Source organism: Tritonibacter multivorans (assembly GCF_001458415.1).
GTDB lineage: Bacteria > Pseudomonadota > Alphaproteobacteria > Rhodobacterales > Rhodobacteraceae > Epibacterium > Epibacterium multivorans.
In genome coordinates, this window is sequence record NZ_CYSD01000021.1 from 44386 (window position 1) to 69307 (window position 24922).

The window sequence follows — 24922 nt, forward strand, 5'->3', positions numbered from 1 at the left end:
GTCTCGGGCGCGCGGGTCGCTAGAACCGCGTGCTGTCGTAGTAGGCGCGGGTGTGGGCGGTATCCTGCATCTTTTCAGATGTCAGATCCGGCTCCTGCGCTTCGGCTGCGGTGGTGCCGCTCGCCACGGCCACGGCGGCCGCAGGTGCGGTGGTCGCTGCCAATTTCAGGAAATCGCGGCGTGAACTTGTGCCGCTGTCGGTCTTCGTCATTGCGTCTCCTCCCTGTCGCAAAAATTTCGTCTCACCGTCCGAAGGCTCAGGCCCCCATCCGGAACCCTTCCGCCTCGATCTCCATGAACGCGCGCCCCACAGAGGCCACCGCTGCATAAAGAACCGAATTTTTCGCCGCCTCGAGGTCGGCAAAAAAATGACCGGCCCAGGGGCCGACATGGCGGTTGAAAAACATCTTCTGATCCTCAAGCGAGGTCGGGTCGCCAAAGCGGCCCACAATCAGCGCGCCCATCATTTCCATGAGCGAGGCGATATTGTCCTCGGGCTCGAACACCGTCTCAGACCGCGCAAGGCCCCGCGCCAGCATGTCATTGCGCAACACAGCCAGCGGTTTCTCATTGAGGAAACCTGTCAAATAATAGCTGGCAAACGGCAGCAGTTCACCGCGGCCCAGACCAATAAACAGCGCATTGTATTCGCGTTCCACCGCCGCCGGTTTGCTGCGTTTTGCCACCCGCGCGAGTGTATTGATGGCGCGGCCCAGATCGCTGTCGTCGCCCTGAAGCTCTGCGGTCTGATCCAACAGCATCTGATCCGGCGGACCCGCCAGCATCACCCCGAGGTAGTTGTAAAGATCCGCGCGAAGGCGGTCTTCTTCACTGACGGTCGTTTTGGCCTCAAGGGCTACTGTCATGTCGTTCTCCTCCCTAGAACTCATCACGTCAAATCGCCTCCACCTCGACATCCGCGTCGAAGGCAAAGCGCATGCGCCGGGGCGGTGCAAAATCCGCCTCGGGCTCTGCTTGCAAAGTCAGATCCTCCTGCGGCGCTGGCGCCTCTGTCAGGGCCACGACAGGCGTCTCGTCCGGTGTCTCTTCAGGCGTCTCTATTTCTTCGTTGGGCTGATCATCCGGCTCAGGGTTCTCGGCCTCTTGCGCCTCAAGCTCGGCTTGCCGGGCCAGCTCTTCCACATGCGCTGTCATGCCTTTGCCAACCTGATAGGCGGTTTGGATGTTCTCCACCGCCAGAGCCGCATCGGTGAAATCCTCGCCGTAATCCACCAGCCCGTCGATATTGGCGAGCAGCGGATTGGTGCCCCAGAGCCTGCGCAGGGCGCGGGTCTTCAGCCGCGGGGGCACTGCGTCCTTCAGGAACACGGTGAAATCATCGCCTGCCCCAAGGCTTTCGGGGTCCGGAAGGTCCAACTCTGCCAACAGTTCTTCATCGGTTTTGTCGGCCTGTTCGGCCTCGCGCGCTGCCACAGTGGCGGCGGCCTCCAGTTGCGCGTCAGTCTCAGCTTCCGCCTCAACGGCGGCACGACGGCGGGACCAGAAATCACTCATTGCAGCCGCCCCTTCTTCCGGGACGCGGGCGACCGGTAGACATCTGCTGTCTGCGCAATGCGCGCATCGCCAATGCCGTCCTCAATAAGATCCGTGTTCGTGCGATCGCGGCGGCGTTTCTTGAAGGTCTCTTTCCGGAAATGCGCCTTGGTGAAATCGCGCACCCAGGCCACCAGCCCTTCGGGCATCGGCACTTTTTCCACCTGATCCTCGCCGGTGTCAGCATAGTCCTGCGCCTCAAACGGCGAGGCGGTCACCAGCGTAACTTCGGGGCGGTCGCCACCGTCACGGAGCACCACATAGACCGACGGCACAGACGCGGTGAGCCCCTGCATGTACGCCTCAGCATCTGTGCGATAGAGTTCGAGCGGCAGGGTCACAGCGTGGTATTCCTCCGCCTCCCCTTCCGACCGCAGCAGGGTCCAGTCTGCCTCGGCTGCGCCGGGCAAAACGGCCACCACCTTCCAGACCCACTTCTGCCAAACGGTCACCCCCGCCGTGCGGCGGATGACAATGCCCAAGGGCAACGTGACGGATTTCAGTTCGGTTTGGTTGGCGGCAAAATTCAAGCGGTTTCGACCCTGACAGCAGTTCACTTTTTCGAACTCCAGTCTGCCTTCCTCGACGTGATGGCCGGAAGTGTACAATCGTCGGCTGACCCTTTTCGCGGGTTTTGGGGTCATTCTGGGCGCCTTCGCCAGACAAAGACTGGGAGGAGGGACGGAATGTCCATCTCGACAAATTCAATCAGGCTTTCCCAACGTCACCTTCGGGTCTTCCCCAAGAGCGAATCACCTCAGGGATCGGCAACTTCGCCCGAACATCGCAGCAGCGAAAAACTGTTTACCGAAAAAGGGAATCATGCCTAGGCTAGACACCCAATGGTCGCATTCGCGGCCCTGATCCGACCGGAACAAAGGCGAGAATTACATGACCAAACGATTGATTTTGTGCAATTGTTCCGAAAGTCAGCCGCTTGATAGCGCCGCGATTGAACAGGCCACCGGGTTGCCCTGCTCGGCCGTCGAAACCACCCTCTGCGCCCCGGGAAACGCCACCGCCGCAACAGCGATGAACGACGGGGATGCAATTTTTTGCTGCACCCAAGAAAGCCGTCATTTCACCGAACTGGCCACGGATCTTGGGGTGGAAGCGCCGCTGTTTCTTGACCTGCGGGACCGGGCCGGATGGTCCGAACAGGCCAAGGACACCCCGGCAATCCTACCCAAATTGTCCGCCTTAGTGGCCGAAGCCCAGCTGCCCGCCCCAGCGACCAAGACCGTGGATGTGGCATCCGAAGGGCTGTGCCTGATCCTGTCCCCCGCCGATCCAGAAGTTGCCTTGGCCACAGCAAGCCGCCTGTCAGACATCCTTGGTGTCACAGTTCTTTTGCCCGCCACAGCCGACGCGCCGGAAAGCCGCGGGTTCGACGCAATACGCGGGTCGCTGCGCAGCGCGCGCGGGGCCTTTGGTGGCTTCACGGTGACCGTCGACGCGCTGCAAGCGCTGGACCATACGGGACGGCAATGGTCGTGGACCGCCCCCCGCGACGGCGGCCGCGCGGAATGCGATATTATCATTGATCTGTCCGGCAATGCCCCTCTGTTCCCCGCCCCCGAAAAACGCGAGGGCTACCTGCGTGCCGATCCAAAATCGCCAACCGCTGTCGCCGATGCCGTGCTGGCTGCCAGCCAGATGGTTGGCACGTTTGAAAAGACCCTGTTCCTGCGCAACGAACCGCTGCTCTGCGCCCATTCCCGCGCCGAAAAGACCGGCTGTACCCGTTGTCTGGACGCCTGCCCCACCGGCGCGATCACGTCCAATGGGGATCATGTGAGCATTGATCCCATGATCTGCGCTGGCTGCGGGGCGTGTTCGTCGCTCTGCCCGTCCAGCGCAATCACCTATGATGCGCCACCGACAGATCTGCTGATGCGCCGCATTCAGACACTGGCCAAGGCGTTCCTTGATGCGGGGGGCCAGACGCCCCGTTTGCTGGTGATCGATGCACATGTTGCCGAGATGATCCGCCTTGCCGCGCGCTTTGACCGCGGCCTGCCAGCGGATGTCATCCCTCTGGAAGTTGAGGCCATCGCGACCTTCGGCCATGCCGAGGCCTTGGCAGCCCGCGCGGCTGGCTTTGTCCAGACCCAGATCCTGCCGGGGCCACGCGCGGATGTGGATGTTCTCCACCACGAAATCGCGCTGACAAATGCCATTTCGCCAAACGGTGCCCAACTGATCGAACCGCCAGACCCCACTGCGCTTTGTGATCTCCTCTATGCCGAATGCGACCTCCCCGCGCCTGTGGAAACGCCGCAGCGTCCCATGGGCAGCCGTCGCCAGATCACCCGGCAAGCTGCTCTGGCTTTGCACTCCGAAGGAGAGGCCTTGCCGCTTCCCGAAGGCGCTCCTTATGGCGCGGTGCTTGTAGATACTGAATCCTGCACCCTCTGTCTGTCCTGTGTGTCGCTTTGCCCCTCTGGCGCGCTGGGTGACAATGAGGACATGCCACAGCTACGGTTTCAGGAGGACGCCTGCCTGCAATGCGGCCTATGTGCCAATGTCTGCCCCGAGGACGCCATAACTTATGAACCGCGCCTGAACCTGTCGCCCGAGGCCCTGTCGCAGCAGGTGCTCCACGAAGAGGAGCCCTTTGCCTGCGTCGAATGCGGCGCGCTCTTTGGGGTGAAATCCACCATTGAACGCATCACCGAACAGCTTGCGGGCAAACACGCCATGTTTGCCAACCCGGCCGCCGCGCGGATGATCCAGATGTGCGACAGCTGCCGGGTCAATGCGCAGTTCCATCAGGACAGCTCCCCGTTCCAAGGGGCTGATCGCCCGCGTGTACGCACCACCGAAGACTATCTCTCCAAACGACGCGACCACTGATCTGATGATGTCACTTAAGCTGCAAGGGCTGGCCCAGATCTGCCGGAGCCATGGCCGCGACAAAGGCCAGAATGCTTTCCAGATCCTCCAGCGTCATTTCGACCGGCACAACCGGGCTAGGCCGGTCTTCGGGGAAAGGATCGGTCACGTCTTCGATCTGCGTGAAAGCGGGATGAGGTTTCAGAGCGAAGAAAGCTTGAAATCGCCCTTCCCAGTCGGGGAAGGTCCGCAGCACCGCAAACGACGGGGTCGAGCCAATGGCGTTCATTCGGTTCGCCTCGGACACCACATGGCACCGGCCGCAGTGGGTCAGCGCCAGCGCCTGCCCCTCAAGCGTGTTGCCTTCCGCAACGGTGTCATCCTCAATGACTTCGGCAGCAATTGGGGCAGCAAACAGTGCTATGCCTTCTGGCGCAAAACTGACCACCGTACGTTGGCCCACGTCGGACATCAACCAATCTGCGAATTTCACACTGCCTGCATGGGCCTCCGCCTGAAGGTCAAGCCGCCAGTTTCCGCCCGCATCCGAGAAAACCGCACTGCCTGCGTTGCGGCCAAGGCGCGCAGTGCTGTCCCCTTCAACAAGATCAACTTTGACCCGATGCTTCAGCGTGAAGCGCGGCAGGATGAACTTGAACAGACCAGTGTCCGCCAGCGCGGGCGGGGCAGACAGCCGCACAGGCCCGTCCTCGGCGTGTGCGCCCGCTCCAAACAACGCGAAACAGACCGAAACCCAAACTGATGCACCAAATACCCGTCCCATACGACATGCTAGGAAAAGGCGGCCAAAGCCGTCAAGATACCCAAAAGCTCGCCACAGCCGAGCGAACCAGAACAAAGACCTGAGGAGGAAACCCCGCGTGCCCCTGACCCGCGAGACCGTGCTTGATGCGCTGAAGACCCTGAATGACCCCACCACCGGCACCGATATGGTGGCCGCTGGCCTTGTGCGCGCCCTCTCTGTCGAAGGTGGCAGCGTGCGGTTCGTTATGGAAATTGACGGCGCAAAAGCAGATACTTACGCAGCTCTGCGTGCCAAAGCCGAAGCGCTGGTCGCCGCGCTGGACGGGGTCGAAAAGGCCAGTGTGATGATGACGGCCCATGCGCAAAAAGCCCCGCCGCCAGATCTGAAGCCTTCGCGCCCGGCAGAACCCGCAGGCCCGCAGAAAATCCCCGGTGTGGATCGCATTATTGCCGTGGCTTCTGGCAAAGGCGGGGTGGGAAAATCCACTGTGTCGGCCAATATTGCCTGCGCCCTGGCACAAGCCGGGCGCCGGGTCGGGCTGCTGGACGCCGATGTCTATGGCCCAAGCCAGCCGCGCATGTTGGGGGTTTCGGGCCGCCCGGCAAGCCCGGACGGCAAAATCATTCTGCCTCTGCGCAACCATGGTGTGACCATGATGTCCATTGGCCTGATGACCAATGACGATCAGGCTGTTGTCTGGCGTGGGCCAATGCTGATGGGCGCGCTGCAGCAGATGATGATGCAGGTGCAATGGGGCGCGCTGGACGTACTGATTGTTGACCTGCCACCGGGCACCGGTGACGTACAGATGACGCTGGCGCAGAAGGCGCAGGTGGATGGGGCGGTGGTTGTGTCAACGCCTCAGGACGTGGCCCTGATCGATGCGCGCAAAGGCATCGATATGTTCCAGAAGCTCAATGTGCCGATCCTTGGCATGGTGGAAAACATGTCGACGCATATCTGCTCGAACTGCGGCCATGAAGAGCACATCTTTGGCCATGGCGGCGTGAAAGCCGAGGCCGAGAAGCTGGGCGTGTCCCTGCTGGCCGAGGTGCCGCTGCATCTGGATGTGCGACTGGCCGCAGATGGCGGGGCGCCCATTACCGTCTCCAAACCCGACAGCCCGCAGGCCAAGGCGTTTCAGGACATTGCCGCCCAGCTGGTCGAAGGCGGTCACGCATGAGTGACCCCGTCCCCCCTCATTTTCCGCCCCTGATGACGGGGCTTGATGCGCAAGGGGGCGATCCCTTTGTGCTGGCTTGCCAGAAAGCTGAACTTGGGGTGGAGGCCGGGCTGATTGCTTATGACCTCGGCAGCAGTTCCTTGCGGGCCGCTCTGGTGCTGGCGCCCGAGGTTCCGCTGGCGCAGGCGATGACCATGCTGCCCCTGTGTGCCGTGGGGCTTCAAAACGCGCTTGGCGCTCTGGCCCCGCCCGAAGTTGCAGTGCATCTGGAATGGAACGGCCAAATCCGCATCAATGGCGCAGCCTGTGGGCACCTGACGGTCTGTGCCAGCCACAGCGATCCCGCCACACAGCCGGACTGGCTGGTTATCGGGCTCGACCTGCCGCTCTGGCCCTCGGGCGAAGGCGGAGAGACCCCGGACAGCACCGCGCTTTATGCCGAGGGCTGCGCCGATGTGGCGGCCCCTGCCCTGCTTGAAGCCTGGGCGCGTCACTGCCTTCACTGGATCCACCGCTGGGACGAAGGCGAATTGCGCACGCTGCACACCGAATGGCGCGGTTTGGCCCATGGGGTTGGGGAAGAAACCACGGAACACGGACTGACGGGGACCTACCTCGGTGTTGACGAAGACTTCGGCCTTTTGCTGCGCACTGCAGAAGGGGCGACACAGGTCGTGCCGCTGACTGAATTACTAGAGGATATCTGACGTCATGAAACTGGCCCGCGCCATCCATTTCGACGAAAGCGACCAACGTGTCTTTGCCAACCCGGCGCGCACCGGGGAATGGTGCATTTCAGGCGGGTTTGAGTTTTCAAACTGGGGTGACGCCGACCTGAGCGGCAAAGCGCGGCAGGCGTTTTCAAACGGCTGGCTGGGGCTGGAGACCGGCGGTCGGGTGACTTTTGTGGCCGTCACCCAGATCGAAAGCACCGAAGTGGCAGAGCTGATCGAAGCGCTCGCCCAGCATTTTGTCACCTTCTACGGTGCACCAAACCTGGCCGCGGCCCGTCCCGTGGCCGAGGCGGAATTGGACCAAATGGCAGAGCTGTGCGAGGATCATGATCCCAATACCCTGCTGACAGTCGCCCGAGAGCTGACCCCAGCGGGCGTGCATGAAAGCTACCGGGTGATCCAGCCACAGGATGCGGGGCTTGAGCAGTTTGCCATCCACGCCACGCCGGACGATGGCAGTGGCAGCGCCTGACCGGCAGACGATCGCGCCCCAAGGCACCGCATGGGCTCCCGCCCGTGCCGCTTGCATTAATAATGCACGCAGCCCCGTTGGGCATGGCAGCGCGCCTTCGGCGCGCTGCGGTCACGTCTGGCCGGTACGTTATTCTGCGTTGAACACAAACAGAGCCTCGCCGCCGATCTGATAGCCGTTGATCAGCTTTGCGGCTTTGGCCGAGGTCAGCCAGTCTTCAAGCGCAGCAGCGTGATCCGTTTTGACATGGTCATGTTTTTCAGGGTTCACCGGCAGATAGGCGTATTGGTTGAAGAGCACCGGATCGCCCGCAAACAGCAGCGCCAAACCCGCCTTATTGCCAAAATTCAACCAGCTGGCGCGGTCCGACATAATGTAGGCACCCATGCCGGAGGCTGTGTTTAGCGCTGCGCCCATGCCCGCTCCGACCGCGCGATACCAGCTCCCGAATCCTTCGGGATCTTGCCCGGCCGCGCGCCACAGGCTCAGCTCTTTCTTATGGGTGCCGCTGTCATCGCCGCGGCTGACAAAAAGCGCCTCAGCCCTGGCGATCTGGCCCAGCGCATCCGCAGCCGACCCGGCCTGCGCGATCCCAGCGGCATCATCTGCGGGGCCGATAAAGACAAAGTCATTGTACATGATCTCGCGCCGATGCGTGCCGTGCCCTGCGGCCAGAAACGCCTCCTCCGCCTTGCGGGAGTGGACCAAAATGGCATCAACATCGCCAGCTTCGCCAAGGCGGATGGCCTGACCGGTCCCAACGACCAAGAGCTGCACCTCAAGATCCAAATCCTTTTGGATTTCAGGCAGCAGAACATCCGCAAGACCAGAGTTGTGGAAAGAGGTGGTCACGGCCAGTTTCATCTGTTCGGCCAAAGCAGCGGTGGCACCAAAAGCAGCAAGACCCACGGATAGAACCGAACCTGCAACCATCTGTTTCAAAATACATTTCATTCAACAATGTCTCCTCTTAGAAAGGCCGAAGCCTGCGGTGTCTCCGGCTGGTCGAAAAAGCGATCCGCCGGGGAATACTCATGAACACGCCCGCCCAAGACAAAGATCACCTCATCCGCCAACCGGCGCGCCTGCCCCATATCATGGGTGGACATGACAAGGCGCGTGCCCGACGTGCTGGCGCCCTGCAAAATGGCCTCGATCTCGCGGGTGGCACGCCCATCCAACGCGGCGCAGGGCTCGTCCAGAAACAAGACCTCGGGGCTGCGGATCAGGGCGCGGGCCAGCGCCAGTTTCTGCCGTTCACCGCCAGACAGGCGCAGCGCATCACGCCGCGCGGCGGGGGCCAGATCGACCCGGTCCAACCACGCCTCTGCCTCGGCCTGCGCAGCCTTGCGGTCCATGCCGCCCAGCCGCAGCGGATAGGCCAGATTGTCCAGCACAGAGCGGCGCATCATGATCGGGGTCTGAAACACAAAGGCCTGTTTGCGGCGCGCTTCCTCCAGCGGGCAGGACCAGCGCAGGCTGCCTTCGCGCAGACGCTCCAGCCCATGCATCATCCGCAACAGCGAGGTCTTGCCAGACCCATTGGGGCCGATGACAATAGTGGTGCCCTGCCCTGCCAATTCCAGATCCACAGGGCCAATCCAGCGCCGCCCGCGACGCCCCAAACAGGCGCCTTCGATTTTCAACGGAAGCAAAGCCATCACCAGCGCCCCCCGCGTTCGGTCTGACCCAGCCAGTGGATCGCCAGATTGACCAACAGGGCCAGCGCGATCAGCACAAAGCCCAGCGCCAGAGCCATGGCAAATTCGCCCTTGCCCGTTTCCAGCGCGATGGCCGTGGTCAGAACGCGGGTGGCATGGTCAATATTGCCGCCCACCACCATAATCGCGCCCACCTCGCCAATGGCGCGGCCAAACCCGGCAAGGGCTGCGGTCAAAAGCGCCCGGCGCCCGTCCCACAACAGCGTGGCAATGCGCTGGCGCTGGGTGGTATTCATGGAAATCAGCAGATCGTGATAGTCGCTCCAGAGTTCACGCAGAGATTGATGCGCGATGGAGGCGATCAACGGCACAATGATGATCACCTGCGCGATCACCATGGCCGTCGGCGTGAACAGCAGCCCCAGAACGCCCAAGGGACCAGACCGCGACAGGGTAACATAGACAATCAGGCCAACAACCACCGGCGGCAGCCCCATCAGCGCATTGAGCACCGCGATCACACTGCGCCGCCAGCGAAACCGCCGCACCGCGAGCAAAGCCGCCAGGGGCAGCGCTAGGGCCGACGCCACGACCAACGCCGTCAGCGTCACCTGCAGTGACCGCAGGGTGATTTCGACCAGATCGCCGTTCAGTGTTATCACCAGCCAAACGGCCTGCTGCAATCCCAGCCACAAGTCCGACATGGAACCGACTGCCCCCCATTATCGACGCGCGCTCCTCCTGCGCGTGTCTCCTCATTGGGGTCAGTGATAACAACAAGTCCCTTTGGAAAAACAGGGAAAAGCGACGCTCCAGGGTCTGGAGGACAAATTGTCCACCCTTTCCAGTTCCCTGTCTTGCCCTGCGGTCATCTGGGCGGATGGCGCTTAGACCGACACCCCTTCGAGCAGCGCGTCACGGCTGACCTCAACCTTTGTGCCCGCCAGCACAACCTCGCCCCGGCGCAGCACGGTAAACCGGTCTGCCAGCCCGTAGGCAAAGTCAAAGTACTGTTCCACCAGCACAATCGCCATCTCACCCTGATCGCGCAGCAGTTTAATGACCTCGCCGATCTGGGTGATGATATTGGGCTGAATGCCTTCGGTCGGTTCATCCAGAACCAAAAGCTTCGGCTTGGTGATCAACGCCCGCGCAATGGCCAGCTGTTGTTGCTGACCGCCAGACAGGTCGCCGCCGCGGCGATTGATCATCTCTTTCAGGACCGGGAACAGTTCAAAGATGTGGTCCGGAATGAAATGCTCATCCTTAGGCAGGCACGCAAACCCCGTCTCGAGGTTTTCGCGCACCGTCAAAAGCGGGAAGATATCGCGCCCCTGCGGGACATAGGCGATCCCCTTCTGCGCCAGCGCGTGCGACGGCAGAACGCCCAGTTCCTCGCCATCCAGCATCATCTCCCCGCCAGAACGCGGATGACTGCCGGTGATGGCTTTCATCAGGGACGTCTTGCCGACGCCATTGCAGCCCATCACGCAGGTCACTTCACCCACGGCCGCCTGCAGAGAAATCCCGCGCAGGATCTGGCTGTGTCCGTAGTGCAAAGTAATATCTTTTAGATCCAGCATCTTTTAGCGCCCCAGATAGACATCAATAACCTGCGGGTCGGCAGTCACGTGATCGAGCCCCCCTTCGGCCAGAACTGACCCCTCGTGCAGAACGGTGACCTTGCAGTTCAGACGTCGGACAAACTCCATATCATGTTCCACCACCACCACGGCGCGGGTCTTGGCGACCTCGACTAGCAGGTCGGTGGTGTGTTCACGTTCCTCAGGCGTCATGCCGGCCGCAGGTTCATCGACCAGCAGCAAGCGTGGTTCCTGCGCCAGCAGCATGCCGATCTCGAGCCATTGCTTCTGGCCGTGGCTCAGTTCCCCCGCCAGACGCGGCAGCTGATCCAGCAGACCAACCTCCTCGGCCAATTCGGCCACCCGGTCGCGGTTCTCGGCCTTGGGTCGAAACCATAGAACCGACCACCAGCCGCGATCTGCGCTCAGCGCCATCATCAGGTTTTCAGATACGGTCTGATCTTCAAACACCGTGGGTTTCTGAAACTTGCGCCCAACGCCCGCGCGGGCAATCGCCGCCTCGTTCATCGACAGAAGAGAAATGGATTTTTCACCCCAGAGCACGCGGCCCTCATCGGGTTTGGTTTTGCCAGTGACAATATCCATGAAAGTGGTCTTACCCGCCCCATTGGGGCCAATCACCGCGCGCAGCTCGGCGGGTGCAATCTGGAACGACAGGTTGTTGATCGCCTTGAACCCATCAAAGCTGACTGAGACGCCCGAAACCTCGAGCAAAGTGTTCATGCTCATGATTTCTCTCCGGTTTTGATCAGGTCAAACAACCCGCCAATGCCTTTGGGCGCGTAAAGCGTGACAAAGACAAAGGACAGACCCAGGATCACCTGCCACCAATCCACCCATTGGATGGTGTAGAAGCCCAAATTGATGTCAGGCGCCTGCCCGCCGGTGAACCAAGTGGAGACGAGGCTCACAAAGGCCGCGCCCAGAACCGCACCATAAAGCCGCCCGCGCCCGCCAATGGCGACCCAGACCGCCAGATAGATCGAGGCAATCGGCGCGATTTCCGCCGGGTTGATAATGCCCGCCTGCGGATAATAAAGCGCGCCCGCAATCGCGGCGATCATGGCGGTAAGCGTGAACAGCATCAGCTTGAAGCTTTCCACTGGATAGCCCAAAAACCGCACGCGGGCCTCATTGTCGCGAATGCCACGAATGACAGAGCCGAACTTGCCCGAGACCACAAAGGCCGCCAACACGTACCCCGCGCCCAGCGCAAAAGCCGAGGCCCAGAGGAACCAGATCGACACCACGTCCTGAGAGGCGCTGACGCCCGGCAGGTTCTGCAGGCCGGACAGGCCATTGTTGCCGCGCAGACCGCTGTCGTTTTGAAACAGGTAGAGCGCCAGCGCCAGTGTCATCGCTTGGGTCAGGATCGACAGATAGACCCCGGTGACACGGCTGCGGAACGCCAGCCAGCCAAAGATCAGTGCCAAAAGGCCCGGCACCAGCACCACCATCATCAGTTGCAGGATCAGACTGTCAGAAAACGCCCAGATTGACGGAAATTCGCTGCTGCCAACGACGCCAAAGATCTGCGTGCCAATGCCGTCAATGACCTCTTGCGACGTCGGCGGGATCGCCCCTTGAGCCAGCGCGCCTTCGACGATGATTTCAGTGCGCGCATACATCAGCCACATGCCAACCATATAGCCGCCAAGGCCAAAGAAGGCGAAATGGCCAAGGCTGAGGATCCCGCAGTAGCCCCAAATCAGATCCATCGCGATGGCGACAAGGCACAGACACAGGGTCTTGCCCAGGGTTTTCACAAAGCTGGTCGACAGCCCGCCAACGCCGAAGCCTTCGGAAAAGACCGTGACCAGCAGGGTGAACAGGGCAAGGCCTGCAAGGAACACTAGAACAGACGGGTTCTTGGCAATGAAAGAGCGGCTCATTTAGAACCTCCCGCCTGTGGCGACGGCGCGCTGGGGGGCCAGCCCCCCAGTCCCCCCGGAGTATTTTCGGCCAAAAGAAGAAACGGAAGCATCAGAACATGGCTCATGGGATCAATCTCCTGCCGCGCGGCCCTTGAGGGCGATAATGCCACGGGGGCGGAACTGGATGAAAATGATGATGAAGATGATCATATAGGTCTGCGCAGCGAGGGTATTGGAGGGGTTCAACCACTCGATGCCCTTTTGCAGCGTGCCGATCATGCCAGCACCCAGCAGGGCGCCCCAGATATTGCCGACCCCGCCGACAACCACTGTCATGAAGCTTTGGACAATGTAATCGCTGCCGAGCTCTGAGGTGACTTTGGCATAAAGGCCGATGGCAACACCTGCGATGCCTGCAATGCCGGAGCCAAGCCCGAAGGTCAGCATGTTCACACGTTCGGGGTTGATGCCCATCGCAGCGGCCATGCGCGGGTTCTGGGTCACCGCGCGGGTCTCGAGCCCCAGTCGTGAGCGGTTCATGATGAAGAGGAAAACCGCAAGGAAAATCAGCGCCAACACGAAAATCGCGATGCGGATATAGCTGATCGAGACCACATCATTGATCGCCCATGCGCCATCCAGCCAGCCCGGAGCCGTCAGCGGGCGCGCCTGTGTGCCAAAGATGTTTTTGGCCAGCTGCTGCAATGCGATGGAGATCCCGAAGGTGGCAAGCAGCGTTTCAAGCGGGCGGTTATAAAGGTGGCGGATCACCAGCCGTTCCATCGCGACGCCCGCGGCAAAGGTCACGGCAAAGGCCAGCGGGATCGCCACAATGATGGATGCGGTGTGATTGGGGATCACCTGCTGGACCACATAGCCCGTATAGGCGCCCATCATGATAAATTCACCATGCGCCATATTGATCACGCCCATCAGACCAAAGGTGATCGCCAGACCAATGGCCGCCAGGAAATAGATGGAGGCGAGCGAAATCGCATCCAAGCCAAGATCCAGCGACTGGTTCAGGCCAACGCGGGTCGAGATCGACGACAGGGCGGCTTCGGCGGCGGTGGTGACCGCGGCGTTGGGCTCGGCGTAAGTCTCGTAGAACACATGCAGATCAAGTGCAGACTGTACCTCTGCGTCATTCACTAGACCGGGTGCTTGGCCGGCCGCCGCCAGTTTGGCATAGGCGCTGAGGCGTGTTTGCAGGTCGGTGAACTGCGCCACCGGAACGCCTGCAACAAAGCCGCCGTTGATATTGTCGGCCAAGACCGCTTTGATCATCTCGGGCGTGGTGCGCGGTGGCACGCCTTCTGCTGCAACCAGCAGATCATAGGCGGCCTCAACCGTCAGGTCCCCCTCACCTGGGATGAGGATGTCGGCAATGTTTTCGCCTTCGGGCAGTTCTGTCGCGACATTCAATTTTCGTGCAACCAAGGGGTTCAGCGCCGCCCGCACGTCCACACCAAGGTCGCCGGACATTTCCTCAATCGCTGCAACGCGAGCAGCGGTGTCTTCGTCATACCCAATGGTCAACAGCCGTTCGATCCGGGTTTTACGCGCCAGCAGAACCGGGTCGGCCTCAGCGGGGATCGAGGCGCGAAGCGGGGCCAGAAGCGCCGCACCAGGGGCGCGTTCAATTGCCAGCAGAGCTGCCGCGCGGGTTTCGGGGTTCGGATCAGAGAGCTGGAACTGCACCAGCGCCGTGGCAATCAGCCCGCGGACACCGCTGTTGGGTTTCAGCTGTTTGAGCTCTTTTTTGGCGACCTCAGCCACCACTGCGCCGCTGTCCACATCGGTCAGCGCATAGGTGCGTTTGGCGACCTCTTCGCCGATGAAAAACAAACCATCCTCTTTGCGCTGCCAGACCGATTTATCGGCCCAGGCGCTGAGGAAGCCCGGCACCGGCTCAAGACCTGAAGCCACAATGGCATCGATCACCGGCTGGATTGTCTTGCGCGAGGGTTTCGCCACATCTTTTGCATGGGCTTGCAGAACCGTCTGCAGCGGGCCCGGCGCTTGTGCGGCAGCGCTTTGGGCAAAGATCATCTGGCACGCGCAAACCAGCGCGAGACAGGTGAGAAGCAATCGTTTCATGAGCGTCAGTTCCGTCCCTGAGGTCCGTTTATGTCCGGCGGGCCTCTGGGCGGGCCCTTTCGGGGAGAGAGGCGCGCGGTGCCGCGCGCCCCTCGGATCCTATTGGGTCAGCTTAGTAGTTGGACTTCAGCTGCACACAGGTAGAGGTCGAGGTGTTGTACATACCGCAACCCAGATCTTTCCAGTCAGACTTCAGAACCGCAGATTCCGGCAGGAAGTCGGTCCATGCATCACCCGGCACCGGGTCGGTGGCAGAGATGATGTCGAACTGGCCGTCCTCGAGAATCTCACCGATCAGAACCGGCTTGGCGAGGTGGTGGTTCGGCAGCATCTCGGCGGTGCCGCCGGTCAGGTTGGCAAACTTCTGGCCGTACATTTTCTCGCGGACGGCATCGACGTCAGCGGTGCCTGCCTCAGCCACAGCATTGGCCCACATGTTGAAGCCGATGTAATGTGCTTCCATCGGGTCATTGGTGACGCGCTCTTCGCCCATCAGGTCTTTCCACTTGGCGATGAACGCTTCGTTCGCCTCGGTGTCGGCCGACTGGAAGTAGTTCCACGCCGCCAGGTGACCCACGAGGTTCGAGGTATCCAGACCGGACAGCTCTTCTTCACCCACAGAGAAGGCCACAACCGGGATATCATCCGCAGAGATACCCGCCGCTGCCAGTTCTTTGTAGAAGCCGATGTTTGCGTCCCCGTTGATGGTGGAGATCACGCCGACCTTTTTGCCGTCTGCGCCCAGCGCCACAACGTCCGCGACGATCTTGGACCAGTCGGAATGCCCAAACGGCGTGTAGTTCACGAAGATGTCTTCTTCCGCGATACCTTTGCCTTCGAGATAGGATTCAAGAATGTTGTTGGTTGTGCGCGGGTAGACATAGTCGGTGCCCAGCAGCGCGAATTTCTCAACACCCAGTTCATCGAGGAAGTAGTCGGTTGCCGGGATCGCCTGTTGGTTCGGCGCCGCACCCGTGTAGAACACGTTCTTGGAGCTTTCTTCGCCCTCGTACTGAACCGGATAGAACAGCAGGCCGTTCAGTTCCTCGATGACGGGCAGCACGGATTTACGCGAAACCGAGGTCCAGTTGCCGAAGATGACGTCCACGTCATGCACGGTCAGCAGCTCGCGCGCTTTTTCCGCAAACAGCGGCCAGTCGGAGGCAGGGTCAACGACAACCGCTTCCAGTTCACAGCCCAAAAGGCCGCCTTTTTCGTTCTGATCGGCCACCAGCATCAGCATGGTGTCTTTCAGGGTGGTTTCCGAGATCGCCATGGTGCCGGACAGCGAGTGCAAAACGCCGACTTTGATTTTGCAGTCGTCAGCAAGCGACGCGCCAGCGGTCAGACCCAGCGCAAGGGCGCTTACGGCAGTGGTTTTCAGAAAGTTCATAGTATCCCTCCACGCAGGCCGCACAACACCTGACGCTTGCCCCAGGGGCAGCGGCGGGATAAGGGTGACCTGCAACTGTTGTTGCGCATTTGTGGCGGCCTGACCGAGGTGCAATTCGACGGGTCGCCACTTTTTGACTTTGTATCGTAGGCGACGTTCTTTGCGTCATCTGCGACTGGCCACAGCCTTTGACAGCGCGCGTCTCAAGGCAAACTTGGTCATATTCGAAAATTTCACAAAACCGCCGTTGCTCAATAATTGTGCGAAAATTCCCTTCGTTGATGCATTTCAAAGCACCGCACTCCTCACAAGCTGGCTAAATAACAGTCACTCATGGCAGTTTGGCCTCATCCGTGGGCACAGTGAGCGACAAGGGAGTCGCAAAAGCGACCTAGGGTTAACTCTTTGATCATGCCAGACTTTGGCCTAGAACGGGTGCCTTCCGCCCCGATCAGATCGATCAAGAGCGACAGGACTGAACAGACGCAGGAGCGCAGAATTAACACTCTGGCAGACATAATCCCGGCAACAGCCAAACAGCCCCGCGCCGTGGGCACCGCACGTGTGTCGTCAAAATACGACGACGGGCGCGTCGGCATTGACCAGCTGCACCAATCCGGTGCGATGAAGCTGCTGTTCCCGCGCGGCCGTGCAGGAGTTGAGGCCGTGATGGTCAACACCGCAGGCGGCATCACCGGCGGCGACCGTTTTGATATTTCCGCAACCGCTGGCATGGACAGCCTGCTGACGATCACCACCCAAGCCGCCGAACGCGCCTACCGCGCGCAGCCGGGCGAAACGGGTCATGTGGTGACCGATCTGACAGTCGCGGACAACGCACGGCTAAATTGGCTGCCTCAGGAAACCATCCTGTTCCAGAACTCTGCCTTCCGCCGCCATCTGAACGTGGACCTCGCGCCGCACGGTCGGTTCCTGATGGTGGAACCCCTCGTATTCGGGCGCGCCGCCATGGGCGAAGAGGTGACGCAGGCGCGTTTTCAGGACCATGTGGAAATCCGCCGCGACGGCACCCGCATATATAAGGATGCGATCCACCTCACCGGCGACCTGACCACGCAACTGGCCCGCCCCGCTGTGGGCGGTGCGCTGGCGGCGCCCACAGGTGCCATGGCCAGCCTGATCTTTGCCGCGCCCGAGGCCGAAGGCGCGCTCGACTGGATCCGCAGCCAGTTCGAGGCAACCGATTTTGTGTACGGTGGTGCCTCGCTTCTGGCGCCTGACCTGCTTATCTGCCGGGTTCTTGCCGAAGAGAGCTTCTCTCTGCGCAAGGCCCTGCTCCCTATTCTTGACCGGCTGACCAACAATGGCCTGCCGCGCTGCTGGAGACTGTGACAAATGAACCTGACCCCTCGTGAAAAAGACAAACTGCTGGTCGCCATGGCCGCCGAAGTGGCCCGCAAACGCCTTGCGCGCGGTGTGAAGCTGAACCACCCCGAAGCCATTGCCCTGATCACCGATGCGGTGGTCGAAGGCGCGCGCGATGGCCGGTCTGTGGCCGATATGATGGAGGCCGGCGCGCAGGTCGTGTCCCGCGCTCAATGTATGGAGGGCGTGCCCGAGATGATCCACGAGGTTCAGGTCGAGGCCACCTTTCCCGATGGCACCAAGCTGGTGACCGTCCACAACCCCATTCGCTGATACATATAGAAAGACAGGACCCAACCGATGAAACACGCAATTGCACTCGCCACCGCAACCCTCGCCGCCTCCCCTGCCTTTGCCCATGGCGGCGCCCATGTTCACCCGCACGGGTCCGAGATGTGGATCGCGCTGGCCTTTGCCGCCGCGCTGGCCGGTGGTGCACTTTATATGTGGGGGCGCAAATGATCCCGGGTGAGGTCTACCCCGCCGAAGGGGAGCTTGTGCTAAACGACGGGGCTGAGGCAATCACCCTGATGGTCGCCAACACCGGCGACCGCCCCATCCAGGTGGGCAGCCACTACCACTTTGCCGAGACCAATCCGGGCCTCGATTTCGACCGCGCCGCCGCCCATGGCCTGCGTCTGGACATCGCAGCCGGCACCGCCGTGCGGTTCGAACCCGGCCAGAAACGCGAAGTGCAGCTGATCCCAATCTCCGGCGCGCGCAAGGTCTATGGGTTCAACGCAAAGGTCATGGGGGACCTCTGATGCGGCTCGTCGCGCTCGCCCTTGCCCTGCTTGCTACAGGCCCTGCCCCAAGCGCCCTTCAGGCGCAGGACCTCGATTGCAGCAACCCGCTGACGCAGGTCGAAATGACCGGCTGTGCGGCGCAGGCCTTTGAGGCCGCCGACGCAGACCTCAATCTCGCCTACAGGATGGCACGGGATATGGCGCGCAGTCTCGATCAGGGGCTGCCTGCCGATCAGATCCCGGCCGAGATCATCCTGCGTGACGCCCAGCGGGCCTGGATCCCCTATCGCGATCAGGCCTGCGAGGCGGAAAGCCTGCTGGCGCGCGGCGGCTCGCTTCAGAACCAGCTGTTTTACATGTGCCTTGAACGGCTGACCCGCGCCCGGACCGAAGACCTCAGACTTTTTGGCGAAGTGAACTGACGCTCGCCCCCGACATTCAGGAGATGACACCATGCCTGCACGTATTTCCCGCGGTGATTACGCCGCCATGTATGGCCCGACCACGGGCGACAAACTGCGCCTTGCCGACACCGATCTGGTGATCGAGGTCGAACGCGACCTGACCACTTACGGCGAAGAAGTCAAATTCGGCGGCGGCAAGGTGATCCGCGATGGCATGGGTCAGGCCCAGACCACCCGTGCGGCGGGTGCCGTGGACACGGTGATCACCAATGCGCTGATCCTCGACTGGACCGGCATCTACAAGGCCGATGTGGCGCTGAAAGACGGCCGCATTCATAAAATCGGCAAGGCGGGCAACCCCGACACACAGCCCGGCGTGGACATTATTGTCGGCCCCGGCACAGAGGTGATCGCGGGCGAAGGCCGCATCCTGACCGCCGGCGGGTTTGACAGCCACATCCATTACATCTGTCCGCAACAGATCGAAGACGCGCTGCATTCGGGCCTCACCACCATGCTGGGCGGAGGCACCGGGCCGGCCCATGGGACATTGGCCACCACCTGCACCCCCGGTGCCTGGCACCTTGGTCGCATGATGCAGGCCGCAGACGCCTTCCCGATGAACCTCGCCTTTGCGGGCAAAGGCAATGCCTCCCTGCCCGCAGCGATTGAGGAACAGGTCAAGGGCGGCGCCTGCGCGCTGAAGCTGCACGAGGATTGGGGTACCACCCCTGCGGCCATCGACTGCTGTCTGTCGGTTGCCGATGCAATGGATGTGCAGGTGATGATCCACACCGATACCCTGAATGAATCGGGCTTTGTCGAACATACTGTTGCTGCCATGAAAGGCCGCACCATCCACGCCTTCCACACCGAGGGCGCAGGTGGCGGCCACGCGCCGGACATCATCAAGATCTGCGGCGAAGAACATGTTCTGCCGTCCTCGACCAACCCGACCCGTCCCTTCACCGTGAACACCGTTGAAGAACACCTCGACATGCTGATGGTTTGTCACCACCTCGACAAATCCATCCCCGAAGACGTGGCCTTTGCCGAAAGCCGCATCCGCCGCGAAACCATCGCCGCCGAGGACATCCTGCATGACATGGGCGCGTTCTCGATCATCGCATCAGACAGTCAGGCCATGGGCCGCGTGGGCGAGGTGATCATCCGCACCTGGCAGACCGCCGACAAGATGAAGAAACAGCGCGGTCGCCTTTCCGAAGAAACCGGCGAAAACGACAATGCCCGCGTGCGCCGCTATGTGGCGAAATACACCATTAACCCGGCAATTGCGCATGGGATCAGCCACGAGATCGGCTCGATCGAGGAAGGCAAACGCGCTGACCTCGTGCTGTGGAACCCGGCGTTCTTTGGGGTGAAGCCCGAGATGGTGCTGATGGCCGGCACCATTGTCTGCGCGCAGATGGGGGACCCGAACGCCTCGATCCCGACGCCGCAGCCGGTGTACTCGCGTCCCATGTGGGGTGCATACGGCCGCTCGGTTGAACATACCGCCGTGACGTTTGTCTCCAAGGCCGCACAGGCGGATGGTCTGCGCGGCAAGCTGGGTCTGGCGAAACAGACCGTCGCCGTGCAGAACACCCGCGGCATTGGCAAATCGAACCTGAAGCTCAACACCGCCACGCCCGAGATCGAAGTGCACCCGGAAACCTACGAGGTGCGCGCAGACGGGGAGCTGCTGACCTGCCAGCCCGCAACAGAGCTGCCCATGGCGCAGCGCTATTTCCTGTACTGACCAGGGCCGCGCGCTGCCTGCCCCCCGATCCGCCAAGTGGCAAGCAGGGTTGCACTCAGCGCGTAGCTCGCACCAAAATCCGGGCCAGAACAGCAACGAGGGCGGGGTTTCCCGCCTCTCACCGCAGAAAAAGGCCCTTTTCGCCTGCAAAGCGACTGAAAAATCGAAAGAACTGCATAAAAACCATGCACAGCCTCAGAAAAGCAATGCCCCAGATGCATGACTGGAATGCGTCAACAATACTACCCTATACGCCGCGCTGCGGCTATGTTGTCTGCAGGGGAGGGAGAACATCTGATACAGGAGTGATCCCAAATGGCATACGCAACCGATTTTGCAGCACCGAAATCCACCGGCTTCTTCGCACGTCTGGGCGCGAAACTGGCGGACATGATCGAAACTGTCGCGCTGTCCAGCAGCCGCGCACAGCTGATCGAAGAGCTGAACAACCTGACCGACGCCGAACTGGCAGCCAAGGGCCTGCGCCGCGACGACATCGTGCGCCACGTCTTTGCGGACAAAATGTACATCTGATCTCAGCACCTCGTGCGGACTGGGGGCGCGCATGAGCGCCCCTCAGCTGACCGCCCGCGCCTATCATGGCCACGCCCATGACGACACGCCGCGCGAACAGGTGACACTCGACTATGACGCCCGCTTCCTGCGTCGCAAGGTTCTGACCTGCGACAGCGGCGCGCGGCTTCTGGTCGATCTGCCCCAGACCACATCGCTGGACCATGGCGGCGTCCTCTGCCTTGAAGGCGGCGGCGAGGTTCTGGTGGTTGCCGCGCCCGAGCCCCTGCTCGAGGTGCGCGCTGTCTCGCTCAACCGCGTAGCCTGGCACATTGGCAACCGCCACACCCCCTGTCAGATCGAAGACGACCGCCTGCTGATCCAGCGCGATCATGTGATCAAGGCGATGCTGGCCCATCTTGGCGCGGATGTGGTGGAGGTCACGGAACCTTTCACCCCCGAAGGCGGCGCATATGGCCACGGCCGCACCCACGCCCATGACCACGGCCACACGCACCACACCGGTGAGGGCCATTCCCATCATCACGGGCACGGGCACGGGCATGATCACGGGCATTCACATGATCATGGGCACTCTCATGACCACTGAACCCGCTGTTCTGTTGATGCAATGGCTGTCCCCCGCCTACCCGGTGGGGGCCTTCGCCTATTCCCACGGACTAGAGGCGGCGGTGGCTGATGGCACGGTCAAAACGGGTGCAGACCTGTCTCTCTGGCTCGAAGACCTGCTGACCCATGGCGGCGCACGCTCTGATGCGCTTTTGCTGGCAGCGGCGTATCATGCCGACAGCCAAGCCGCCCTCAAGGATATTGACGCGACCGCCCGCGCCTTCTGCCCCTCGGCCGAACGGCTGCGTGAAACAGCCCTTCAGGGCGAGGCCTTTTGCCGGACCACTGCGGCGATCTGGGGGGAGGACCTGTCCGCCCTCACCTACCCGGTGGCGCTGGGATATGCCGCGAAACAGCACAGTATCCCACTGGATCTGACCCAACAGATGTATCTGCACGCTTTTGTGTCTAACCTCATCTCCGCCGGCCAAAGGCTGCTGGCGCTTGGGCAATTGGAAGGGCAACAGCGCCTTTCTGCCCTGTCGCCCCTGATGCGCGAAACAGCCGCAGCCACATATGCGGGCGACCTCGCCCTGCTGTCGGGCGCCTCTTTTGCCGCAGACATTGCCTCCATGCGCCATGAAACCCAATATTCAAGGATCTTCCGCTCATGAGCCCCTCTCCCAATGGCCCGCTCCGCGTGGGCATCGGCGGCCCCGTCGGCGCTGGCAAAACCACGCTGACCGCCAACCTCGCCCGCGCCTTGGCCCCGCATCATTCCATCGGTGTGATCACCAATGACATCTACACCCGCGAAGACGCCGAGGCGCTGATGCGCCAACAGATCCTGCCGCAGGATCGCGTGATCGGGGTTGAGACCGGCGGCTGCCCGCATACGGCCATTCGCGAGGATGCCTCGATCAACCTCGCCGCCGTCGCCGAAATGCAAACGCGTCATCCAGAGGTCGAGATCGTCCTGATTGAATCGGGCGGCGACAACCTGTCGGCCACCTTCTCGCCGGAACTGGCGGATGTAACACTCTATGTGATCGACGTGGCCGCAGGCGAGGAAATCCCCCGCAAGGGCGGCCCGGCGATCACACGGTCTGATCTGTTGATCATCAATAAAACCGACCTCGCCCCGCATGTCGGCGCAAGCCTCGAGGTGATGGACCGCGACGCCACCCGCATGCGCGCGGGCCTGCCCTTTGTCTTCACCGCCCTGCGCCACGGGACCGGCGTCGACGCCGTGATCAGACACCTGTGCGACATTGGTGGCATTGCCTCGCCCCTTTTGGCAGAGGCTGGTTGAACAGAAATCTGATCTTCCTTGCGGGTATGGCCCGCAAGGAAGGCGCCCAAGCGATACACGCCAGCACATTGTGCACCTTATCTGCAGGGTCGCATTGCAGCCACCGCTGCAAGCCGAAGCGGCGAAAACGCGTATTCTACACCCTTTTTTTGCCATCTGCGCCGTTGAAGGTTTGTGCCGGGCCCGTGCCCGTGCGATACCTCTTTGCGTTGGAGCCGCCCCGGGTGCAAAATGATCGCAAATCCAACCTTGATGTCTCTTGATGCTGCGCTTGCTTTGTTTCGCGCAAAGGAAACGTCATATTTCTCAAATAAGTGTAGAACCGTTAGCGCTAACCTGCCATATAGGCGGCGAGGAGGAGACTCGCACCCTAGACGGATGGCCAGAAAGGTAGTGCGAGACCGATGAGGAACAGATCCATGAACGAACGCCTGACTGACATCTGGCAAAAGCTGTCTGACCATTACGCGGACCACGACGAACGGGATATTACCACCCTGTTTGAACGCCCCGAGCGGTTCGAACGGTTCTCCCGCTCCTGTGGGGATCTGCTTCTGGATTTCTCCAAAACAAATCTGGACGAAGAAACCATGTGGCTTCTGAAGTCCCTCGCGGCCGAAGCCGGTCTGCCCGAGAAAATCAAAGCGATGTTTGAGGGCGATAAGATCAACACCACCGAAGACCGCGCCGTGCTGCACACGGCCCTGCGCGCGCCTGCCGATGCCGAGATCATGGTGGATGGTCAAAACGTTGTGCCCGGCGTTCAGGCTGTGTTGGACCAGATGTCTCGGTTTGCCACTGCGTTGCGGTCGGGTGAACATCAGACCAAAGGCGGCAAAAAATTCACCGATGTTGTCAACATTGGCATTGGCGGCTCGGACCTTGGTCCTGTTATGGCGACGCTGGCGCTGGCGCCTTATCACGATGGCCCAGCCTGCCATTTTGTGTCGAACGTCGATGGCGCACACATCCATGACACGCTGAAGGGGCTCGACCCGAAAACCACGCTGATCGTCATTGCCTCCAAGACCTTCACCACCATTGAAACCATGACCAACGCCAAAACGGCGATCAAATGGTTGCAAGAGGCTCTGGGTGAAGATGTCTCGGAACATCTCGCCGCGGTTTCCACCGCGCAGGACAAGACCGAGGCCATGGGCATTCCGCTGTCGCGTGTCTTTGGGTTCGAAGACTGGGTTGGTGGTCGCTATTCCATGTGGGGGCCGATTGGCCTGCCGATCATGATCGCTGTGGGGCCGGATAACTTCCGTGCGTTCCTTGCGGGTGCCGCTGCCATGGATGACCATTTCCGGACTGCCAAACTGGATGACAACTTGCCTGCGTTGCTGGGCATGATCGGCATCTGGCACAACAATGTCTGCGGCTATAACTCCCGCGCGGTGCTGCCCTATGACCAACGTCTGGCGCGTCTGCCTGCCTACCTCCAGCAGCTGGATATGGAAAGCAACGGCAAATCCGTGACGCTGGATGGCGAATGGGTACAGCGCAAAACCGGACCGATTGTCTGGGGCGAACCCGGCACCAATGGCCAGCACGCGTTTTATCAGCTGCTGCATCAGGGCACCTATGTGACCCCAGCAGAGTTCCTGATCGCAGCTGAAGCACATGAGCCTGAGCTGGCCCACCAGCATACCCTGCTGAAAGCCAACTGCCTTGCCCAGTCCGAAGCGCTGATGCTGGGCCGCTCCAAAAACAAAGCCCGCGAGATCGCAGCAAAGCGTGGCTTTGAAGGCGACAAGCTCGAGGAAATGGCAGGCCACCTGTCCTTCCCCGGCAACCGCCCCTCTGTGACCATCGCCTACCCGAAACTGACGCCCTTCGTTCTGGGTCAGATCGTTGCGCTCTATGAACACCGCGTGTTCACCGAAGGCGCGATCTGGGACATCAACCCGTTTGATCAATGGGGCGTGGAGCTTGGCAAAGAACTGGCCCTGTCGCTGCAACCTCTGTTTGAAGGCGGCGATGCCTCTTCCAAAGATGGCTCGACCCAGGGCCTGCTGAAAAAACTGACCTGACCTTAACGCCCCCGGCAGGA

The 24922-nt window shown here is 61.2% G+C and carries 28 protein-coding genes; 15 read left to right on the forward strand and 13 right to left on the reverse strand.

Annotated features, from left to right (window positions below):
* Positions 1-19 precede the first annotated feature (19 nt).
* From TRM7557_RS07550 to TRM7557_RS07565, 4 genes are read right to left on the reverse strand one after another with little or no spacing between them, the layout of a single operon-like run.
* Positions 20-211, reverse strand: coding sequence for a hypothetical protein (locus TRM7557_RS07550; RefSeq protein WP_058289611.1), 192 nt, complete (start codon positions 209-211; stop codon positions 20-22).
* 46 nt (positions 212-257) lie between these two features.
* Positions 258-866 carry a TorD/DmsD family molecular chaperone gene (locus TRM7557_RS07555; protein ID WP_058289612.1) on the reverse strand — a complete coding sequence of 203 codons (609 nt, stop codon included), beginning with the start codon at positions 864-866 and terminating at the stop codon, positions 258-260.
* A gap of 28 nt (positions 867-894) precedes the next feature.
* The gene (locus TRM7557_RS07560) at positions 895-1515 is read right to left on the reverse strand and encodes a DUF3306 domain-containing protein (RefSeq protein WP_058289613.1); all 621 of its coding nucleotides are present in this window, start codon (positions 1513-1515) and stop codon (positions 895-897) included.
* Entirely contained in the window at positions 1512-2042 is a 531-nt protein-coding gene (locus tag TRM7557_RS07565; protein ID WP_058289728.1) for a DUF3305 domain-containing protein, read from the reverse strand. Before TRM7557_RS07565 ends, TRM7557_RS07560 begins: the two co-directional genes overlap by 4 nt.
* A gap of 403 nt (positions 2043-2445) precedes the next feature.
* Here TRM7557_RS07565 and TRM7557_RS07570 point away from each other — a divergent pair, with 403 nt between their 5' ends.
* Positions 2446-4410 (forward strand): 4Fe-4S binding protein, encoded by a 1965-nt coding sequence (locus TRM7557_RS07570; protein WP_058289614.1) that lies wholly within the window; start codon positions 2446-2448, stop codon positions 4408-4410.
* 10 nt (positions 4411-4420) lie between these two features.
* Here the strand turns inward: TRM7557_RS07570 and TRM7557_RS07575 are convergent, their stop codons facing one another.
* The gene (locus TRM7557_RS07575; protein ID WP_235811427.1) at positions 4421-5089 is read right to left on the reverse strand and encodes a cytochrome c family protein; all 669 of its coding nucleotides are present in this window, start codon (positions 5087-5089) and stop codon (positions 4421-4423) included.
* Between the two features lie 181 nt (positions 5090-5270).
* Between TRM7557_RS07575 and TRM7557_RS07580 the strand changes: the two genes are divergently transcribed.
* From TRM7557_RS07580 to TRM7557_RS07590, 3 genes are read left to right on the forward strand one after another with little or no spacing between them, the layout of a single operon-like run.
* On the forward strand, positions 5271-6338 hold the full coding sequence (locus tag TRM7557_RS07580; RefSeq protein WP_058289616.1) for an Mrp/NBP35 family ATP-binding protein: 1068 nt from the start codon (positions 5271-5273) through the stop codon (positions 6336-6338).
* A complete protein-coding gene (locus TRM7557_RS07585) occupies positions 6335-7045 on the forward strand; it encodes a biotin/lipoate--protein ligase family protein (protein ID WP_058289617.1) in 711 nt (236 codons plus the stop codon). Before TRM7557_RS07580 ends, TRM7557_RS07585 begins: the two co-directional genes overlap by 4 nt.
* Positions 7046-7049: 4 nt before the next feature.
* On the forward strand, positions 7050-7544 hold the full coding sequence (locus tag TRM7557_RS07590; RefSeq protein ID WP_058289618.1) for a DUF6505 family protein: 495 nt from the start codon (positions 7050-7052) through the stop codon (positions 7542-7544).
* A gap of 129 nt (positions 7545-7673) precedes the next feature.
* Here the strand turns inward: TRM7557_RS07590 and TRM7557_RS07595 are convergent, their stop codons facing one another.
* The 8 genes from TRM7557_RS07595 to urtA form a co-directional block, all read right to left on the reverse strand.
* Complete coding sequence (locus TRM7557_RS07595; protein ID WP_413081154.1) at positions 7674-8477, reverse strand: ABC transporter substrate-binding protein; 804 nt, start codon at positions 8475-8477, stop codon at positions 7674-7676.
* A gap of 17 nt (positions 8478-8494) precedes the next feature.
* On the reverse strand, positions 8495-9205 hold the full coding sequence (locus TRM7557_RS07600; protein WP_058289619.1) for an ATP-binding cassette domain-containing protein: 711 nt from the start codon (positions 9203-9205) through the stop codon (positions 8495-8497).
* The gene (locus tag TRM7557_RS07605) at positions 9205-9909 is read right to left on the reverse strand and encodes an ABC transporter permease (protein WP_058289620.1); all 705 of its coding nucleotides are present in this window, start codon (positions 9907-9909) and stop codon (positions 9205-9207) included. Before TRM7557_RS07605 ends, TRM7557_RS07600 begins: the two co-directional genes overlap by 1 nt.
* A 183-nt stretch (positions 9910-10092) precedes the next feature.
* Positions 10093-10788: an urea ABC transporter ATP-binding subunit UrtE gene (gene urtE, locus TRM7557_RS07610; RefSeq protein ID WP_058289621.1), complete on the reverse strand. Its 696-nt coding sequence runs from the start codon at positions 10786-10788 to the stop codon at positions 10093-10095.
* 3 nt (positions 10789-10791) lie between these two features.
* Complete coding sequence (urtD, locus tag TRM7557_RS07615; RefSeq protein WP_058289622.1) at positions 10792-11532, reverse strand: urea ABC transporter ATP-binding protein UrtD; 741 nt, start codon at positions 11530-11532, stop codon at positions 10792-10794.
* 2 nt (positions 11533-11534) lie between these two features.
* Entirely contained in the window at positions 11535-12701 is a 1167-nt protein-coding gene (gene urtC, locus TRM7557_RS07620; RefSeq protein WP_058289623.1) for an urea ABC transporter permease subunit UrtC, read from the reverse strand.
* A gap of 111 nt (positions 12702-12812) precedes the next feature.
* Positions 12813-14783 carry an urea ABC transporter permease subunit UrtB gene (gene urtB / locus TRM7557_RS07625; protein ID WP_058289624.1) on the reverse strand — a complete coding sequence of 657 codons (1971 nt, stop codon included), beginning with the start codon at positions 14781-14783 and terminating at the stop codon, positions 12813-12815.
* 112 nt (positions 14784-14895) lie between these two features.
* Positions 14896-16176 carry an urea ABC transporter substrate-binding protein gene (gene urtA, locus TRM7557_RS07630; RefSeq protein ID WP_058289625.1) on the reverse strand — a complete coding sequence of 427 codons (1281 nt, stop codon included), beginning with the start codon at positions 16174-16176 and terminating at the stop codon, positions 14896-14898.
* Positions 16177-16725: 549 nt separating this feature from the next.
* On the opposite strand from urtA, the gene TRM7557_RS07635 reads away from it, so the two are divergent.
* From TRM7557_RS07635 to pgi, 11 genes are all read left to right on the forward strand, one after another.
* On the forward strand, positions 16726-17529 hold the full coding sequence (locus tag TRM7557_RS07635) for an urease accessory protein UreD (RefSeq protein ID WP_235811428.1): 804 nt from the start codon (positions 16726-16728) through the stop codon (positions 17527-17529).
* Between the two features lie 3 nt (positions 17530-17532).
* Positions 17533-17835, forward strand: coding sequence for an urease subunit gamma (locus TRM7557_RS07640; protein ID WP_058289626.1), 303 nt, complete (start codon positions 17533-17535; stop codon positions 17833-17835).
* A 27-nt stretch (positions 17836-17862) separates the two neighbouring features.
* Complete coding sequence (locus tag TRM7557_RS20010) at positions 17863-18024, forward strand: hypothetical protein (RefSeq protein WP_165592428.1); 162 nt, start codon at positions 17863-17865, stop codon at positions 18022-18024.
* Positions 18021-18326 (forward strand): urease subunit beta, encoded by a 306-nt coding sequence (locus TRM7557_RS07645; RefSeq protein ID WP_058289627.1) that lies wholly within the window; start codon positions 18021-18023, stop codon positions 18324-18326. The genes TRM7557_RS20010 and TRM7557_RS07645 overlap by 4 nt, the downstream gene beginning before the upstream one ends.
* Positions 18326-18730, forward strand: coding sequence for a lysozyme inhibitor LprI family protein (locus TRM7557_RS07650; protein WP_058289628.1), 405 nt, complete (start codon positions 18326-18328; stop codon positions 18728-18730). Before TRM7557_RS07645 ends, TRM7557_RS07650 begins: the two co-directional genes overlap by 1 nt.
* A 31-nt stretch (positions 18731-18761) precedes the next feature.
* A complete protein-coding gene (ureC, locus tag TRM7557_RS07655; RefSeq protein ID WP_058289629.1) occupies positions 18762-20471 on the forward strand; it encodes an urease subunit alpha in 1710 nt (569 codons plus the stop codon).
* Between the two features lie 315 nt (positions 20472-20786).
* Positions 20787-21005, forward strand: a complete 219-nt coding sequence (locus tag TRM7557_RS07660) for a hypothetical protein (protein ID WP_058289630.1) — start codon at positions 20787-20789, stop codon at positions 21003-21005.
* Between the two features lie 31 nt (positions 21006-21036).
* Entirely contained in the window at positions 21037-21594 is a 558-nt protein-coding gene (ureE, locus tag TRM7557_RS07665) for an urease accessory protein UreE (RefSeq protein WP_058289631.1), read from the forward strand.
* Positions 21584-22228, forward strand: a complete 645-nt coding sequence (locus TRM7557_RS07670) for an urease accessory protein UreF (protein WP_058289632.1) — start codon at positions 21584-21586, stop codon at positions 22226-22228. Before ureE ends, TRM7557_RS07670 begins: the two co-directional genes overlap by 11 nt.
* Positions 22225-22866, forward strand: coding sequence for an urease accessory protein UreG (ureG, locus tag TRM7557_RS07675; protein WP_058289633.1), 642 nt, complete (start codon positions 22225-22227; stop codon positions 22864-22866). The genes TRM7557_RS07670 and ureG overlap by 4 nt, the downstream gene beginning before the upstream one ends.
* 431 nt (positions 22867-23297) lie before the next feature.
* Entirely contained in the window at positions 23298-24902 is a 1605-nt protein-coding gene (gene pgi, locus TRM7557_RS07680) for a glucose-6-phosphate isomerase (protein ID WP_082626557.1), read from the forward strand.
* Positions 24903-24922: the final 20 nt, after the last annotated feature.

Coding starts and splice junctions, on each gene's coding strand:
- TRM7557_RS07645 (WP_058289627.1), top strand. CDS start 18,021: ATGATCCCGGGTGAGGTCTACCCCGCCGAAGGGGAGCTTGTGCTAAAC.
- TRM7557_RS07590 (WP_058289618.1), top strand. CDS start 7,050: ATGAAACTGGCCCGCGCCATCCATTTCGACGAAAGCGACCAACGTGTC.
- TRM7557_RS20010 (WP_165592428.1), top strand. CDS start 17,863: ATGAAACACGCAATTGCACTCGCCACCGCAACCCTCGCCGCCTCCCCT.
- ureE (WP_058289631.1), top strand. CDS start 21,037: ATGAGCGCCCCTCAGCTGACCGCCCGCGCCTATCATGGCCACGCCCAT.
- urtE (WP_058289621.1), bottom strand. CDS start 10,788: ATGCTGGATCTAAAAGATATTACTTTGCACTACGGACACAGCCAGATC.
- TRM7557_RS07670 (WP_058289632.1), top strand. CDS start 21,584: ATGACCACTGAACCCGCTGTTCTGTTGATGCAATGGCTGTCCCCCGCC.
- TRM7557_RS07570 (WP_058289614.1), top strand. CDS start 2,446: ATGACCAAACGATTGATTTTGTGCAATTGTTCCGAAAGTCAGCCGCTT.
- TRM7557_RS07560 (WP_058289613.1), bottom strand. CDS start 1,515: ATGAGTGATTTCTGGTCCCGCCGTCGTGCCGCCGTTGAGGCGGAAGCT.
- urtA (WP_058289625.1), bottom strand. CDS start 16,176: ATGAACTTTCTGAAAACCACTGCCGTAAGCGCCCTTGCGCTGGGTCTG.
- TRM7557_RS07600 (WP_058289619.1), bottom strand. CDS start 9,205: ATGGCTTTGCTTCCGTTGAAAATCGAAGGCGCCTGTTTGGGGCGTCGC.
- TRM7557_RS07660 (WP_058289630.1), top strand. CDS start 20,787: ATGGCATACGCAACCGATTTTGCAGCACCGAAATCCACCGGCTTCTTC.
- TRM7557_RS07595 (WP_413081154.1), bottom strand. CDS start 8,477: ATGGTTGCAGGTTCGGTTCTATCCGTGGGTCTTGCTGCTTTTGGTGCC.
- ureC (WP_058289629.1), top strand. CDS start 18,762: ATGCCTGCACGTATTTCCCGCGGTGATTACGCCGCCATGTATGGCCCG.
- TRM7557_RS07650 (WP_058289628.1), top strand. CDS start 18,326: ATGCGGCTCGTCGCGCTCGCCCTTGCCCTGCTTGCTACAGGCCCTGCC.
- urtC (WP_058289623.1), bottom strand. CDS start 12,701: ATGAGCCGCTCTTTCATTGCCAAGAACCCGTCTGTTCTAGTGTTCCTT.
- TRM7557_RS07550 (WP_058289611.1), bottom strand. CDS start 211: ATGACGAAGACCGACAGCGGCACAAGTTCACGCCGCGATTTCCTGAAA.
- urtD (WP_058289622.1), bottom strand. CDS start 11,532: ATGAACACTTTGCTCGAGGTTTCGGGCGTCTCAGTCAGCTTTGATGGG.
- ureG (WP_058289633.1), top strand. CDS start 22,225: ATGAGCCCCTCTCCCAATGGCCCGCTCCGCGTGGGCATCGGCGGCCCC.
- TRM7557_RS07605 (WP_058289620.1), bottom strand. CDS start 9,909: ATGTCGGACTTGTGGCTGGGATTGCAGCAGGCCGTTTGGCTGGTGATA.
- urtB (WP_058289624.1), bottom strand. CDS start 14,783: ATGAAACGATTGCTTCTCACCTGTCTCGCGCTGGTTTGCGCGTGCCAG.
- TRM7557_RS07585 (WP_058289617.1), top strand. CDS start 6,335: ATGAGTGACCCCGTCCCCCCTCATTTTCCGCCCCTGATGACGGGGCTT.
- TRM7557_RS07640 (WP_058289626.1), top strand. CDS start 17,533: ATGAACCTGACCCCTCGTGAAAAAGACAAACTGCTGGTCGCCATGGCC.
- TRM7557_RS07555 (WP_058289612.1), bottom strand. CDS start 866: ATGACAGTAGCCCTTGAGGCCAAAACGACCGTCAGTGAAGAAGACCGC.